Here is a 15,007-nt window from a genome sequence, read left to right on the forward strand (position 1 = left end):
AGACACTAAAACATTAGTCAAGCCGATAATTGGGCGCTTCTTTTACAATCTGAACATCATGTACGTGTGACTCTTTCATTCCCGAAGAGGAGATTTCAATGAATGATGCGCTTTCATGAACACCCGCAATCGTCTCACACCCCAAGTAACCCATCGATGATCTCAGTCCACCAATAAGTTGGTGGACTACTGCAACCACTGAACCCTTGTATGGCACTCGACCCTCAACACCCTCGGGCACAAGCTTGTCTATCGCTGTTGAAGCGCTGTCTTGAAAATAACGATCGCTCGACCCTTTCTGCATCGCTGATAACGACCCCATACCTCGATAGGACTTATAAGACCGACCTTGAAAGAATTCTATTTCCCCGGGTGACTCTTCAGTACCTGCGAGTAAGCCACCGAGCATAACCGTTGAAGCACCGGCAGCGATCGCTTTCGCAATATCACCAGAATATCGAATGCCGCCATCTGCAATGAGTGGGATGCTATCTCTCTGCAGCGCATTAGCAACATCATCGATTGCAGTAATTTGTGGTACCCCTACCCCAGCGACCACGCGCGTTGTACAAATTGATCCTGGTCCGATGCCAACCTTCACACCATCAGCACCTACCCCTGCTAGCGCTTTTGCCGCATCGGCCGTCGCGACGTTTCCACCGATGACATCGATCTGCGCATATTTTTTCTTTATCCAAAAGACCCGATCAATTACGCCCTGGGAATGCCCATGAGCGGTATCCACAACGATCACGTCAACACCAGCCGCTACGAGGGCCTCAACCCTTTGCTCCGTATCACCACCCACACCTACTGCCGCACCAACGTAAAGGCTACCTTGAGCATCTTTGGCCGCCATCGGATATTCAGACGACATTAAGATATCTTTAACCGTTATTAGCCCCTTAAGATGAAACTTGTCATCAACAACAAGTACCCGCTCAATACGATGCTGATGCAGGAGCGTTATTGCGTCTTCAATGGATGCTTTTTCGTCAACGGTAATGAGTTTCTCAGCCACCGTCATAATCTTACTTATAGGTTGATCAAGATTCTTCTCAAAACGAAGATCTCTGTTGGTTACGAGGCCAACGACTTTACGACCCTCCAACACGGGTAACCCGGAAATATTATGTTGCTTAGTTAATTCTAAAACTGCCCCAACCGTCATATCGGGAGATATAGTTACCGGATCCTTAACTACCCCATTTTCAAATCGCTTGACGCGAGCAACTTCACGCGCTTGGTTCTGAAGCGACATATTCTTATGAAGGATCCCAATCCCACCTTGAAGTGCTACGGCAATCGCTAGACGCGACTCCGTCACTGTGTCCATTGCTGCGGAGACGATGGGGATGCTAAGGGTGATGTTCTTAGTCAATCGAGAAACAAGCGACACATCTTTAGGAAGCACAGTCGAATGTGCCGGGACGAGAAGTACGTCATCAAACGTCAGAGCCTTTTGCTGCACACGCATAGAGTTTTGCCGTCCAAAGACGTTATTATACGATACACGAGCCCAATTTATAAACCATTCCAAAATAGATTTAAAACGCCATGATTACGTTCTTGAAACGCTTAGTTATCCTAGCCATGTTCTCTCAATGGTTCCTCACGACACCGCTTGCCCTGTCAGCCACTATTGAGGAGACCATCGAAGCCCTCAATGAAGCTCGAAACCTTCATGCGGCAGCAATACGAGAAGGCGCTTCCTGGACAATCGCAATACAACATTTGGAAAAAGCCGAGATCTTGATAAGCACCGGCGAATATGAGAATTCATACAAACACGCTAATCGTGCGATTTATTTCTTTAAACTAGGTTTGATACAAAAGCAGCTTCCTCTGTATGAACATCAATAGATTATTGGATAAAAATTACCGCTCTCTGCGCTTTCCCATTAATCTGCCACTTCGCCTCAACTCTTTTGGATCTGCGATCAAGGCACGATAGATTTCGATACGGTCACCATCCTTCGCATAAGTACTTGACTTCACCCGTTTACCCCAGACACCAACAGATAAGGATTTGCTCCCCAAGTGTTCTTGAGCGACAGAAACGGTTCTGGATATTTCCAAAATATCAGCAATTGTTACCGGACTGACGACCGTCAGGCATTCCGAATACTCTTGGCTCTCAGTAACAAATAAAACATACACACTAATTTTAAGGCACTCATGCATACAATTTTTCAGCCCTGCGAACAAATGAATCCAAAAGGGTTTCTGCAATTTGATTAAAAACTGGGCCTACAATTTTTGATACTAAAGCATTCGAGAATTCATATTGCACTTCAAACTCGATTCGACACCCGTGAGACTCAAGTGGCGTAAATGACCATATTCCATGGAGATTCTTGAAAGGTCCTTCAACCAGGCAGATTTCGATAGTCCCACTCGCGGTTTCTGTCGGCTTCACGATCTGATTCTTTGTCTTGAACGATTTATTAATACCTCTATAGCCGATGACGATCTCTGCAACCATATGCGTCTCGGATTGTTCTTCAATTGTAGTGCTGCAACACCAGGGTAAAAAATCTGGATAGCAATCCACTCCATTAACCAAATCATAGACACAGTTAGCAGAATGCAATACGAGAGCAGATTTCTTTACAATTGGCATAAAAGATCAATTATCATCTTTAATTATTCAGCATAAACATTTCTTTTAAAATAACATACCGGTTAGCCCAACACGAGATTCATAATGAGTATTATTCAAAACAAAAAAGCCTATCACGATTTTTTTATCGAAGAAAAATTTGAGGCTGGTCTATCTTTACAAGGATGGGAGGTCAAAGCCATTCGAGCTGGCCGTAGTCAGCTAAAGGAATCCTACGTCATCATTAGAAGCGGTGAACTTTTCCTAATAGGCTCTCATATCAGTCCTCTAAATTCAGCGTCGACGCATATAAAACCAGACCCTGTTCGAACAAAAAAACTATTAATGCACAGCGAAGAAATTGCAAAACTGATAGGTAAAGTGGAACGCTCAGGATACACGCTAACTCCGCTCGACCTCCATTATTCTGGGGGAAGAATCAAACTTTCCATTGGGTTAGCGAAAGGCAAAAAACAACATGATAAACGCGCTGTGACTAAAGAGAAAGATTGGCAAAGAGAACAACAGCGACTAATACGACAAAAAAACTAGCAGGAAGTAGTCGCCTAAGTGTAATCTAAGCCCATAGCCTCACGAACATCTTTTATAGTATCTGAAGCTAACTTTCTGGCACGATCATTACCATCCGCAATGATATTTCTAACCAGCGCTGGGTCATCAATGTATTGTTGCGCGCGTTCGCGAATGGGATTTAAAGTTTTACCAATCGACGCAACAAGAGGCTGCTTACATTCAATACAGCCGATGCCTGCCGATTTACAGCCGTCTTGTACCCAGCTTTTCGTTGACTCTTCCGAATAAATGCAATGAAGCTGCCATACTGGGCAATTTTTTGGATCTCCAGGATCAGTCCGCCTAACCCGCGCTGGATCGGTGGGCATCGTTCTTATCTTTTTCTCAATAGATACCGAATCTTCTCTTAGCGATATCGTATTGTTGTAGGACTTAGACATTTTTTGCCCATCAAGCCCAGGCATCTTCGAAGCCGCCGTAAGTAACGCCTGCGGCTCGGATAGAATCATTCTACCTCCACCCTCCAAGTACCCAAAAAGCCTTTCTTGATCGCCGAAAGATAAATTTGCTGCGTCTTCGATTAACGTGCGAGCTGAATGAAGCGCGGATTCCTCCCCGTGTTCTTGATAACGGTTTTTCAGTTCCCGATACAATTTGCCGCGCTTAATGCCAAGCTGTTTTAACGCTGCCTCAGCTTTAGCTTCGAATCCTGCCTCTTTACCGTAAAGATGATTAAAACGACGTGCGATCTCTCGAGTAAACTCAATATGAGGTACTTGATCGTCACCCACCGGAACCAGATTGGCCCGATAAATCAAAATATCAGCACTTTGAAGTAATGGGTAGCCTAGAAAACCATAAGTTGATAAATCTTTCTCAGAGAGCTTCTCCTGTTGATCCTTATACGAAGGGATTCGCTCTAGCCAACCAAGTGGCGTTATCATAGACATCAGCAAATGAAGCTCTGCGTGTTCGGGAACTTTTGATTGGATGAATAAAATCGCTTGAGATGGATCAATGCCCGCAGCCAACCAATCGATCAGCATGTCCCAAACATTATTTTCAATCAGTTGAGGAGACTCGTAATGAGTCGTTAATGCATGCCAATCTGCGACAAAAAACAAACACTGGTACTCATTCTGGAGTCTTAACCAGTTTTCTAAAACCCCATTATAGTGGCCTAAGTGTAAGGCGCCAGTTGGGCGCATACCGGATAATACTCGGTCATCGAACATTAAATGATCCCTCTAGATACCAAAAACAAAAGATAAAATCCCAATGATTGATCCCAATATTGGATACATGATCGAACTGAGTACGCCTGAAGCCATCAACAGCATGATAACCAATAAACCATAGGGCTCAAGCTTAGCTAAATTATAAGCCAGCATGTGTGGCAAGACACTGATCGCAATACGACCTCCGTCTAATGGTGGCACCGGTACTAAATTTAATACCATAAGTACTAAATTAATCAAAATACCGCCCTTAGCCATTTCGAGTAATGGTGAACTGAAATAATGTTCAGGCATAATCACCGTCAACTTAACAAGAATGGCCCAACCTATGGCCATAATTAAGTTGGCTCCTGGCCCAGCCGCAGCCACCCAAAACATATCCTTTTTAGGATTCCTCAAGGCAGCAAAGTTTACGGGTACCGGCTTAGCCCATCCAAACGCCATTTTGCCGCCACTTGCCAACAAAAGGACAGCGGGCACAACAAGTGTTCCAATGCCGTCTATATGCTTAATAGGATTTAAAGTAATACGGCCCGCTTGATAAGCGGTAAGATCTCCCAGTCGCTTCGCGGCGTATCCGTGTGCTGCTTCGTGCAAAGTGATTGCCAATACCGCAGGGATTGCGTAAAGGCTCAACAAACGAATCCAATAAACTATATCCACCTTAAATCCTCAGATAGTGCCTATCAAAATCATATGTAACGCCTAAACCTTAAGTCCTAACAAACAAGTAACCTCTCACTCATGCAACATTGAAACAAATAAAAACTTAGATATGACATTATTCACAAATCACGATTATAGTTGATTTCATCCAACCAATACGTACGCTATGGCTATTCGGCCTGACTCTCATCGCAGTCCTATCTACGGAGACAACGTAGTCGCAACTTCTCAACCACTCGCTGCCCAGGTGGGACTCACAATACTTAATAGGGGCGGCAACGCGGTTGACGCAGCCATTTCAACAGCCATCACACTCACAGTCGTTGAACCTACAATGAACGGTATTGGCTCAGATGCTTTTTGCATTGTATGGGATGGGACCAAGTTACATGGTCTCAATGCCTCTGGTAGATACCCAAAAGGATGGAGCCTCAATGACTTTAAACAAGATCAACCCATGCCCAGCGCTGGTTGGAGATCGGTTACTGTACCCGGGGCGGTCTCAGCGTGGGTCGAACTATCACGTCGCTTCGGACGCATGAAATTTGAGGAATTATTCGAGCCGGCCATTCGCTATGCCACCGAAGGTTTTTTAGTCTCAGGCATCATTGCGGACCAATGGCACAAACAACTCAATCGCTTCAATAGATTTTCAGAATTTAATCGTATCTTCACGAATCAAGGAAAAGCTCCTCATGCTGGTGATCGATTTTATCTTCCTGACCATGCAGACTCCTTAGGAAGGATAGCGGCCACGCATGGGGAAGACTTTTACGGCGGAGAATTAGCACATCGCATGGTTGAGGATTCAAAAAAAAACCACGGAAAATTAAGTCTCACAGACCTTCATGAACATAGGCCACAGTGGGTCGCCCCAATTTCTATGAATCACCTGGGTCTTGAACTTCACGAAATTCCACCTAGCGGGCAAGGTATTGCGACCCTAATCGCCTTGGGCATTCTTAATCAACTCGACAGCGGCCTGATAAAAAAATCAAATTTAATAACGCTCCATATAGAGATCGAAGCAATGAAAATTGCTCTTCATAAAGTGTATTCACAGGTCAGTGATCCCCTGCATATGCATGTAACAGTTGATGACTTGTTATCTGAGGATCTACATCGGGCGCTTGCCTCTACCATCTCCACTAAAAAGGCTCTTAAACTCGAGACCCGTCAACCAATCACGTCGGACACCGTCTACCTGACTACTGCAGATTCGAACGGCATGATGGTTTCATTCATACAATCTAACTATATGGGCTTTGGCTCTGGAGTCGTTGTCCCTAACACTGGTATTAGCCTACAAAATAGAGCTGCTGGTTTTACGACTCAGCGATATCATCCCAATTGCGTGGATGGAAATAAGTTCCCCTTTCACACGATCATTCCAGGTTTTATCAAAAAAAATGAACAGCCCTTATCGAGTTTTGGCGTAATGGGCGGAGACATGCAGGCACAAGGACATCTTCAGCTATTTCGTTCCCTCGCAAAGCACTCTTTAAACCCTCAAGCTATTGTGAATGCTCCGCGTTGGAAGTTAAATAAAGACGGCGCACTTTTAGTTGAGGAGACTTTTGGGGCAGATATACTGAACGGTCTCAAATCTCTTGGTCATGAGATACTACAGATGCCCTATGGCACTTATGATTTTGGAGCCGCACAAATGATCATAAAAGGGACGCATGGCTATGCTGCCGGCTCGGAGCCAAGAAGAGATGGACAAGCAGTTACATTTTGAGCGTAATTAGCCCTGTTTAGATAATGCATTTTCACGGATCGCCGTTAATGTTGTCCGCGTTGTAATTGCCTCTGGATCAACCTTAATGTGAATCAGACTGGCCACAGTCTGTCCAAGGCAGCGTTCAAACACCCCCCTAATTTCTTTCGTCGTATTTATCGTTTCAGCATAGAGGCCATAGGCTCTAGCAAGGGCTGCGAAATCTGGATTTTTCAAGTCTGTCCCATACACATGCTCGGGATAATCTCGCTCTTGGTGCATGCGAATCGTGCCATACATTCCATTATCAAAAACGATAAAAAGAATTTTAAGATTATATTGAATGGCTGTCGATATCTCCTGGCCGTTCATTAAGAAACATCCATCTCCAGAGACACTCACAACCAACTTATTCCGAAACGCGATTTTCGCGGCAATACCCGAAGGAACTCCATAGCCCATCGCACCGTTTGTTGGTGCGACTTGGGTCCTATATCCGGCGTATTGCCAATGCCGATGAATCCAACCACTAAAGTTCCCCGCCCCATTGGTAATTACTGCATCTGTAGGTAACAAATCTCTCAAAACTACCATCACTTGCCCTAGATCCACGTGACCCGGAGATGATTGAGGGATAAGATTCGTCAGGTAATTGTCATGACCGCCTTTTAGCCAAGTCTTCCAGTTTGGCTCTAAAACTGGCATCGATACTAACGCATCAACAGCCTCTTCAATATCTGAATTAATCAGTACTGATCCTTGAAAAACTCGCCCAAGCTCTTCTAAACCAGGATGTATATGAATGAGCTTTTGTTTGGGTGTCGGAGCCTCCACAAGCGTATATCCGCTGGTTGTCATCTCTCCTAATCGCGCCCCCAGAACTAAGAGTAGATCTGACGCCTTAACCATGTCGGCTAAATGTGGATTAATACCAATACCGATATCACCCACGTAATTGGAATGCCGATTATCGAATAAATCTTGCCTTCGAAACGAACATCCGACCGGTAAATGATTGTTTTCGGCAAAGGTCTTTACTAACTCACACGCACGCGCTGACCACCCACTCCCGCCCAAAATTACAAGCGGTTTTTTGCTCTTTTCAAATAGCGCTTGCACCTCTTTAATACTTTTTCCAGTAGGACGATTCTTAGCAAAAGTGACCTTCTGCGCATCCATCACATCTACTGAATCAATGAGCATATCCTCAGGCAGAGCTAACACTACAGGACCGGGTCTCCCCGAACAGGCCATTTGGAACGCACGCGCAACGTACTCAGGAATACGTTCGGCTCGATCAATTTGCGCAACCCATTTGCTCATCTGACCGAACATTCGACGATAATCTATCTCCTGAAAGGCTTCCCTATCAACCATGTCGCCACCAACTTGCCCAATAAATAAAATCATCGGGGTGGAATCCTGAAATGCCGTGTGCACGCCAATACTGGCGTTCGTCGCTCCTGGCCCTCTTGTGACAAAACAAATACCGGGTTTCCCCGTCGCCTTACCATACGCCTCTGCCATGAACGCAGCACCACCGTCTTGCCTTGCAACATACAGAGTAATTTCATTCCGTTTGAGATATAAAGCGTCAAGAACTGCTAAATAGCTCTCACCGGGCACACAAAATGCATCAGTAACACCCTGGTGGATGAGTTGATCCACAAGCACTTGCCCACCACTTCTCAAATTTTTATCCACGCATGACTCTCCGTAATTGAGCTATTTGGTTTAATGTACCAAAAAAAAACCCGCCATCTAGCGGGTTTTTTCAACTGTCAATGATTTACTCAGACTCTTGAGCAGCCACAGCTGCTTTCATGCTTAGTCTTAATCGACCTTTATCGTCCGCCTCAAGCACCTTAACACGGACTTGTTGGCCCTCTTTAAGATAATCGGAGACAGCGTTGACACGCTCCTCTGCAATCTGAGAAATATGAAGCAAGCCATCTCGTCCTGGCAACACGCTAACAATTGCACCAAAATCAAGCAGTTTAAGAACTTCACCCTGATAGATTTGACCGACCTCAACATCTGCGGTTAATTCCTCTATTTTCTTACGTGCCGCCTCACCTCCTGCTGCTGATACACAAGCAATCGTCACAGAACCATCATCTTGAATATCTATAGTCGTCCCAGTCTCTTCCGTAATCGCACGAATGACTGCCCCTCCCTTACCGATCACATCCCGAATTTTTTCGGGCTTAATTTTTAACTGGATCATTCGAGGTGCATAAGTAGACAATTCTTCTCTTGAATCGCCAATTGCCTCCTTCATTTTTTCCAAGATGTGCATACGAGCATCTTTCGCTTGCTGTAACGCAATTTGCATGATCTCTTTAGTAATGCCTTGGATTTTGATATCCATTTGAAGGGCTGTAATCCCGGTTTCTGATCCCGCCACTTTAAAGTCCATATCTCCAAGATGATCTTCATCACCTAGAATGTCGGTCAGCACAGCGAATCGACCACCGTCCTTGATCAAACCCATCGCAATTCCGGCAACATGTGCCTTAAGAGGTACGCCAGCATCCATTAATGCTAGACATCCACCACACACAGAGGCCATGGAGCTAGAGCCATTCGATTCAGTAATTTCTGAAACCAGGCGGAGTGAATAGCCAAATTCTTCCTTAGAAGGTAACACTGCTAGGAGGGCTCGTTTTGCAAGACGTCCATGACCAATTTCTCGCCGCTTTGGTACACCGAACCGACCAACTTCACCAGTTGCGTAAGGCGGCATATTGTAATGAAGCATAAAATGGTCTCGATACTCACCCTCTAACGCGTCAATGATTTGCTCGTCACGAGCAGTTCCTAAGGTAGCCACCACTAGAGCTTGCGTTTCACCTCTTGTGAATAACGCCGAACCGTGAGTTCGTGGAAAGACCCCTGTACGGATATATATAGGCCTGACTGTTCGCGTATCTCTCCCGTCTATTCTAGGCTCTCCAGCAAGAATCTGACCACGCACAATGTCTTTCTCCAAATATTTAAGTTGGTCGTGAACAGTCCCTTTATCGTATGCATCCTCAGCATCACCACAAAGTGTATTAATGACTAAATCAGAGATTGCCGCAATTTTCTGAGACCTCTCTTGTTTTTCCTTGATTGCATATGCATCTCGTAAACCTGTTTCCGCAAATTCTTTAACGCGAGCTGCAAGTACCGCATCTTTCTCTGGCGCCTTCCAATCCCAAAGGGGGTTTCCTGCCTCATCAGCCAAATCATTAATCATGCTAATCACGGCTTGCATCTGCTCATGACCATGAACGACGGCTCCTAACATGACGTTTTCAGGCAGCTGCTCCGCTTCTGATTCCACCATCAAAACGGCTTGCTGAGTACCCGCCACGACGAGATTCAATTGACTCTCTTTTAGTTGGCTTGCAGAAGGGTTAATCACGTATTCGCCGTTGATATATCCAACACGCGCTCCACCAATTGGGCCATCAAATGGAATCCCCGATATCGACAAAGCCGCTGACGCACCAATCAGCGCTGGAATGTCAGCATCAATTTCTGGGTCAGACGACATCACTGTCGCTATCACCTGAACTTCGTTTAAAAACCCCTCTGGAAATAATGGTCGTATCGGACGATCTATCAAGCGACTGGTGAGAGTTTCTTTTTCCGAAGGACGCCCTTCACGCTTGAAAAAGCCACCAGGGATCTTACCCGCGGCATATGTCTTCTCCGCATAATCGACCGTTAAAGGAAAGAAATCCTGTCCTGGCTTCGCTTCTTTTTTACCAACAACACTCACCATAACCACTGTGTCGCCTAAAGAGACCAGCACCGCGCCAGAAGCTTGCCTCGCAATTTCACCAGTTTCTATCGTAAGTTGGTGTTCACCATACTGAATTGTTTTTTTCGTAGCTTTCAAAATCGTAACCTCAAAAAAATTGGCGCGGACAACCCGCGCCATATAAATTAATTAATTCTCAAGTTTATCAAATTGAATTGACTCTGGTTTCCTAAGATATTCACCACTAACTATCTTACTTTCTCAAGCCAAGGCTTTCAATCACCTCGCGGTAACGATCAATATGATTACGTTTTACATAGTCCAGCATCTTACGACGACGACTGACCATTTTTAGGAGTCCTCGTCGTGAGTGGTTATCCTTCGCATTGACCTTAAAGTGCTCGCTCAAGTAATTGATTCTTTGCGTCAGCAAAGCGATTTGCACCTCAGGAGAACCCGTGTCCCCTTTCGCCTTCTGATAGTCACCTACAGTTTTAGCTTTATCAGCAGCAGTTATCGACATTAATACTTTTCCTAACGGTCAAAAAAGCGCACAGTATACAGCATAAACCATAATTAGTTAACAATCTCGATATTACGACTAGTCTCGATAAACTCTTGCGACATCAGACGTTTAGGTTTAAGTAAACCCGTATCCGTTAAAGCACCAAGCCCAACAAAAATTCCGTCATGTGTGTATACCGAAACTGCCCCAGCTGCCATTACTGTAGCTGAGACCTCTGTCTCAACCCCATTCGTAAATCGCCGCTCATTATTTTGTATTAGCGACAATCGAGCTAAATGAGCTAGTGAGAAGTCTATGTTTCTCAGAAACTTAGCCCTAGAAGTCAACTCGACTTCTTCAATTTGTAACAGAGTAACACTCTCGGAAACCGAGACCTCACCCAGACCTGTACGCCTTAAAGAGGTTAAATAACCATCCGTTCCTAAACTAGCTGCGATATCCTCAGCAAGAACCCTAATGTACGTGCCTTTAGAGCAAGTGACAGAGAGATTCAATACATTATCGGCCTTCTTAACAATGGATAATGAGTGAATCGTGATCTGCCGCTTGGCACGATAAATCGTTTTCCCTTGACGAGCCAACTTATAAAGTGGTTTTCCGTCGACCTTTATCGCGCTGTACATGGGCGGGATCTGCTCTCCATTACCAGTGAATGCTTTAACAACAGCGTCTAGTCCAGCCTTGTCAATCGCTACAAACCCAGTCTGTGACAACTCGCCCTCAGCATCACCTGTCGTACTGCGATACCCAAGCTTTACGGTTGATTCATAGGATTTACTTGCATCACTAAAGAAGCTGATGAACTTAGTTGCCTCTCCAATGCAAACTGGAAGCAAACCTGAAGCTAGCGGATCAAGCGTACCTGCATACCCAGCTTTTGCGTTAGCGAATAGCCGCCTTACCTTTTGCAACGCATGATTGGAGGACATGCCGCTGGGCTTATCTAGAAATAAAATTCCATTGTAACTATGCGGCATACCTTAACCCCCTAAACAACAAATAGGATGCTCTCGTACTCTAGATTTTTTCGTTTGCTTCCGAAAGAAGCCGACTGATACGATCGCCCTGCTCAAGGGTGTCGTCATATTTGAAAGCGATATGTGGTGCCACTCTCATATTCAAGTTTTTAGCGATGTGTGTGCGCACAAAACCTTGTGCCTTATTAAGAATATCCTCAACTGTCGCCTTATCGTAATCTTCACCTAACCGTGTGAAGTAAACTCTGGCGAAAGAGCTATCTGGGCTAACGTCAACATCCGTGATGGTTATTTGCCCTACACGATGGTCTCTGATTTTAGATCGAACCAATTCTGAGATCTCGCGGAGCAAATAATCTCTAAGTCGTCCCGATCTTTGTGTGCTTTTAACCAAGAGAAATCATCAAAAGAATACGTTACAACGAGCGGGCAATTTCTACAACTTCAAATATTTCGAGTTGGTCGCCTTCATTGATGTCTGCAAAGTTCTTAAGGGATAGTCCACATTCAAACCCGGATTTCACTTCCCTAACATCATCCTTAAATCGCTTAAGGGTATCCAATTCGCCTTCATAAATCACAACATTGTCTCTAAGCAATCTCACTAGAGAGCCGCGTTTGACTAAACCTTCAAGCACATAACAGCCCGCTACAGCGCCAACTTTAGAAATTCTAAATACTTGTCGGATTTCAACTAATCCGAGTGTTTCTTCTTTTCTGTCAGGTGAAAGTAGACCACTTAGGGCCGCTTTCACCTCATCAACCGCATCATAAATAATGTTGTAGTAACGTACATCGATACCATGCGTTTGAATCAACTTTCTTGCCGTGGCATCTGCACGGGCATTAAAGCCAATAATGACTGCGTTTGAGGCTAAAGCAAGGTTAATATCTGAATCATTAATACCACCAACACCCGAGTGCACAATATTGACCTGAACCTCTTCAGTTGATAAACGCGTCAATGCATGAGCCAATGCCTCACTTGAGCCCTGAACATCAGCCTTGATGATGAGCGCTAAAGACCTAATTGCGCCCGCTTTAAGCTGATCAAACATGTTGTCCAACTTAGCGGCCTGCTGCTTGGCAAGCTTGACCTCTCGGAATTTACCTTGACGGAATAGCGCAATTTCCCTAGCCTTTTTCTCGTCAAGCAGTACGATAATTTCTTCTCCTGCTGCGGGCACATCTGATAGACCCTGAACTTCGACTGGAATTGAGGGGCCAGCTGATTCAATAGATAAGCCATTTTCATCGGCCATGGCTCGAACTCGACCAAACACTGCACCAGCTAATAGAATGTCTCCCCTGCTTAGCGTACCTTCACGCACTAAAATTGACGCAACCGGACCTCGGCCCTTATCCAATCGTGATTCAATGACTATACCCCTTGCTGCAGTTTTAACTGGCGCCTTCAAATCAAGCATCTCAGCTTGTAAAAGAATGGCGTCTAATAGCGCTTCAATTCCTTCACCAGTTTTGGCCGAGACGTTTACGAACATCGTGTCTCCACCCCAATCTTCCGGCACTACTTCATGTTGACTCAATTCTTGTTTGATACGCTCTGGACTCGCTTCAGCTTTATCAATCTTATTCACCGCCACAACAATGGGCGTATTGCCCGCTTTAGCGTGATTTACTGCCTCAATTGTTTGCGGCATAACACCATCGTCCGAGGCAACCACAAGTACCACAATATCGGTTGCCTTAGCTCCTCGAGCACGCATTGCGGTAAACGCCTCGTGACCCGGAGTATCTAAAAAGGTAACCATCCCTTTTTGCGTATTGACGTGATACGCGCCGATGTGCTGCGTAATACCGCCCGCCTCGCCACTGGCCACTCTGGTCGTTCTGATGTAATCCAGGAGCGAGGTTTTGCCATGGTCGACATGTCCCATTACTGTAACCACTGGCGCTCTTGGCTCACGCGGCACGTGCTGATCTGCGCTTTCAACTAGGAATGCTTGCGGGTCATCAGTTTTTGCTAACTTCCCGATATGACCCATCTCATCAACGACGATCATCGCAGTTTCTTGATCAATCACCTGATTGATCGTAACCATTTGCCCCAGCCTCATGAACACTTTGATGACTTCAGCTGCTTTTACAGACATTTTATGAGCAAGCTCAGATAAGGAAATTGTTTCTGGAACAAGCACCTCACGCACAACAACCTCTTGCGGTCCTGCTGCAGTGTTGTCTGACCACTGACCTTTTCGATTTCTATTTCTGCCAGAGTTTCTCCAACCCTCGCGTCCACCTGATCCCGAAAAACCACCCAGGGTCTTGATCCCGCGTTTTTTACTCTCCGCTTCAAAACGCTCCTGATTTGCTTTTTTCTTAAGCGCTTTTTTGGCTTCGTCTTTCGTGATTGGGCTATGCAGCGTTCCCTCTGGAGGTTTAGCTACCTCTGCCGTTTTTTTGCTTATTACCCCAGCTGCTTTAGCACCGATCGGCTCATGCGCAGTGGTCTCTTTCTTCTCATGCCGACGTTTCTTGTCTTTTTCCTTCTGAATGATTTCAGCAGCTTGAATGGCTCTTAGGTCAGCCTGACGCTTAGTCTCCTCTTCATACTTAAGAGTTGTCTCGACAGACAACACTTGACCACTTGACACCACATCAGCTGCACTTCCATCAATCTTTACGTTAACATCAGGCTCAACATTAGCCTCAACCTCAGGTTTTTTGACGATAACGCGCTTCTTGCGCACTTCAACTTGAATCGTACGTGACCGACCAGCACCATCAGACTTTTTAATTTGAGTTGTTTCCAGTCGCTTTAACGTGATTTTAGGTCTCGGCTTTTCATCCCCGTGCGCCTGTTTCAAAAAATTGAGTAATGTGCGCTTATCAGTTTCCGTAAGATTAGTCTCTTCGACTAAATCTTTTTTTATACCAGCTGCCACCAACTGTTCCAGCAAACGCCCAACAGGAAGTTTAAGTTCTATCGCAAACTCTTTAACATTCACATTTGCCATTTATTTTTTGCCCTC

At 45.2% G+C, this 15,007-nt stretch carries 14 protein-coding genes; 3 read left to right on the forward strand and 11 right to left on the reverse strand.

Annotated elements, in window-relative coordinates:
• Positions 1-13: 13 nt before the first annotated feature.
• A complete protein-coding gene (gene guaB / locus O3A65_05010; protein MDA1331832.1) occupies positions 14-1,477 on the reverse strand; it encodes an IMP dehydrogenase in 1,464 nt (487 codons plus the stop codon).
• Positions 1,478-1,557: 80 nt separating this feature from the next.
• On the opposite strand from guaB, the gene O3A65_05015 reads away from it, so the two are divergent.
• A complete protein-coding gene (locus O3A65_05015) occupies positions 1,558-1,863 on the forward strand; it encodes a hypothetical protein (protein ID MDA1331833.1) in 306 nt (101 codons plus the stop codon).
• A gap of 15 nt (positions 1,864-1,878) precedes the next feature.
• Here the strand turns inward: O3A65_05015 and O3A65_05020 are convergent, their stop codons facing one another.
• Entirely contained in the window at positions 1,879-2,184 is a 306-nt protein-coding gene (locus tag O3A65_05020) for an RnfH family protein (GenBank protein MDA1331834.1), read from the reverse strand.
• Entirely contained in the window at positions 2,177-2,623 is a 447-nt protein-coding gene (locus tag O3A65_05025) for a type II toxin-antitoxin system RatA family toxin (protein MDA1331835.1), read from the reverse strand. The genes O3A65_05020 and O3A65_05025 overlap by 8 nt, the downstream gene beginning before the upstream one ends.
• An 84-nt stretch (positions 2,624-2,707) precedes the next feature.
• On the opposite strand from O3A65_05025, the gene smpB reads away from it, so the two are divergent.
• The gene (gene smpB / locus O3A65_05030; protein MDA1331836.1) at positions 2,708-3,154 is read left to right on the forward strand and encodes an SsrA-binding protein SmpB; all 447 of its coding nucleotides are present in this window, start codon (positions 2,708-2,710) and stop codon (positions 3,152-3,154) included.
• Between the two features lie 14 nt (positions 3,155-3,168).
• On the opposite strand, the gene O3A65_05035 is transcribed toward smpB, so the two are convergent.
• Together O3A65_05035 and O3A65_05040 are read right to left on the reverse strand one after the other, a co-directional pair.
• Positions 3,169-4,371: a tryptophan--tRNA ligase gene (locus O3A65_05035; protein ID MDA1331837.1), complete on the reverse strand. Its 1,203-nt coding sequence runs from the start codon at positions 4,369-4,371 to the stop codon at positions 3,169-3,171.
• Positions 4,372-4,383: 12 nt separating this feature from the next.
• Positions 4,384-5,037, reverse strand: a complete 654-nt coding sequence (locus O3A65_05040; GenBank protein MDA1331838.1) for a site-2 protease family protein — start codon at positions 5,035-5,037, stop codon at positions 4,384-4,386.
• 169 nt (positions 5,038-5,206) lie between these two features.
• On the opposite strand from O3A65_05040, the gene O3A65_05045 reads away from it, so the two are divergent.
• Positions 5,207-6,781 (forward strand): gamma-glutamyltransferase family protein, encoded by a 1,575-nt coding sequence (locus tag O3A65_05045; protein MDA1331839.1) that lies wholly within the window; start codon positions 5,207-5,209, stop codon positions 6,779-6,781.
• Positions 6,782-6,787: 6 nt separating this feature from the next.
• Here the strand turns inward: O3A65_05045 and O3A65_05050 are convergent, their stop codons facing one another.
• The 6 genes from O3A65_05050 to infB all read right to left on the reverse strand — a co-directional run bounded on the left by O3A65_05050 (position 6,788) and on the right by infB (position 14,992).
• Positions 6,788-8,464: a thiamine pyrophosphate-binding protein gene (locus O3A65_05050; protein ID MDA1331840.1), complete on the reverse strand. Its 1,677-nt coding sequence runs from the start codon at positions 8,462-8,464 to the stop codon at positions 6,788-6,790.
• 85 nt (positions 8,465-8,549) lie between these two features.
• A complete protein-coding gene (gene pnp / locus O3A65_05055) occupies positions 8,550-10,649 on the reverse strand; it encodes a polyribonucleotide nucleotidyltransferase (protein MDA1331841.1) in 2,100 nt (699 codons plus the stop codon).
• 115 nt (positions 10,650-10,764) lie between these two features.
• A complete protein-coding gene (gene rpsO / locus O3A65_05060; protein ID MDA1331842.1) occupies positions 10,765-11,034 on the reverse strand; it encodes a 30S ribosomal protein S15 in 270 nt (89 codons plus the stop codon).
• Positions 11,035-11,087: 53 nt separating this feature from the next.
• Complete coding sequence (truB, locus tag O3A65_05065; GenBank protein ID MDA1331843.1) at positions 11,088-12,014, reverse strand: tRNA pseudouridine(55) synthase TruB; 927 nt, start codon at positions 12,012-12,014, stop codon at positions 11,088-11,090.
• 40 nt (positions 12,015-12,054) lie between these two features.
• Entirely contained in the window at positions 12,055-12,408 is a 354-nt protein-coding gene (rbfA, locus tag O3A65_05070; protein ID MDA1331844.1) for a 30S ribosome-binding factor RbfA, read from the reverse strand.
• A gap of 22 nt (positions 12,409-12,430) precedes the next feature.
• The gene (gene infB, locus O3A65_05075) at positions 12,431-14,992 is read right to left on the reverse strand and encodes a translation initiation factor IF-2 (protein ID MDA1331845.1); all 2,562 of its coding nucleotides are present in this window, start codon (positions 14,990-14,992) and stop codon (positions 12,431-12,433) included.
• Positions 14,993-15,007 lie beyond the last annotated feature (15 nt).

The organism is Pseudomonadota bacterium (genome assembly GCA_027624715.1).
Lineage (GTDB): Bacteria > Pseudomonadota > Gammaproteobacteria > Burkholderiales > Eutrophovitaceae > Eutrophovita.

Excerpts from the sequence above, each read along its gene's own strand:
- guaB (MDA1331832.1), bottom strand. The coding sequence starts at position 1,477 with ATGCGTGTGCAGCAAAAGGCTCTGACGTTTGATGACGTACTTCTCGTC.
- O3A65_05015 (MDA1331833.1), top strand. The coding sequence starts at position 1,558 with ATGATTACGTTCTTGAAACGCTTAGTTATCCTAGCCATGTTCTCTCAA.
- O3A65_05020 (MDA1331834.1), bottom strand. The coding sequence starts at position 2,184 with ATGCATGAGTGCCTTAAAATTAGTGTGTATGTTTTATTTGTTACTGAG.
- O3A65_05025 (MDA1331835.1), bottom strand. The coding sequence starts at position 2,623 with ATGCCAATTGTAAAGAAATCTGCTCTCGTATTGCATTCTGCTAACTGT.
- smpB (MDA1331836.1), top strand. The coding sequence starts at position 2,708 with ATGAGTATTATTCAAAACAAAAAAGCCTATCACGATTTTTTTATCGAA.
- O3A65_05035 (MDA1331837.1), bottom strand. The coding sequence starts at position 4,371 with ATGTTCGATGACCGAGTATTATCCGGTATGCGCCCAACTGGCGCCTTA.
- O3A65_05045 (MDA1331839.1), top strand. The coding sequence starts at position 5,207 with ATGGCTATTCGGCCTGACTCTCATCGCAGTCCTATCTACGGAGACAAC.
- rpsO (MDA1331842.1), bottom strand. The coding sequence starts at position 11,034 with ATGTCGATAACTGCTGCTGATAAAGCTAAAACTGTAGGTGACTATCAG.
- truB (MDA1331843.1), bottom strand. The coding sequence starts at position 12,014 with ATGCCGCATAGTTACAATGGAATTTTATTTCTAGATAAGCCCAGCGGC.
- infB (MDA1331845.1), bottom strand. The coding sequence starts at position 14,992 with ATGGCAAATGTGAATGTTAAAGAGTTTGCGATAGAACTTAAACTTCCT.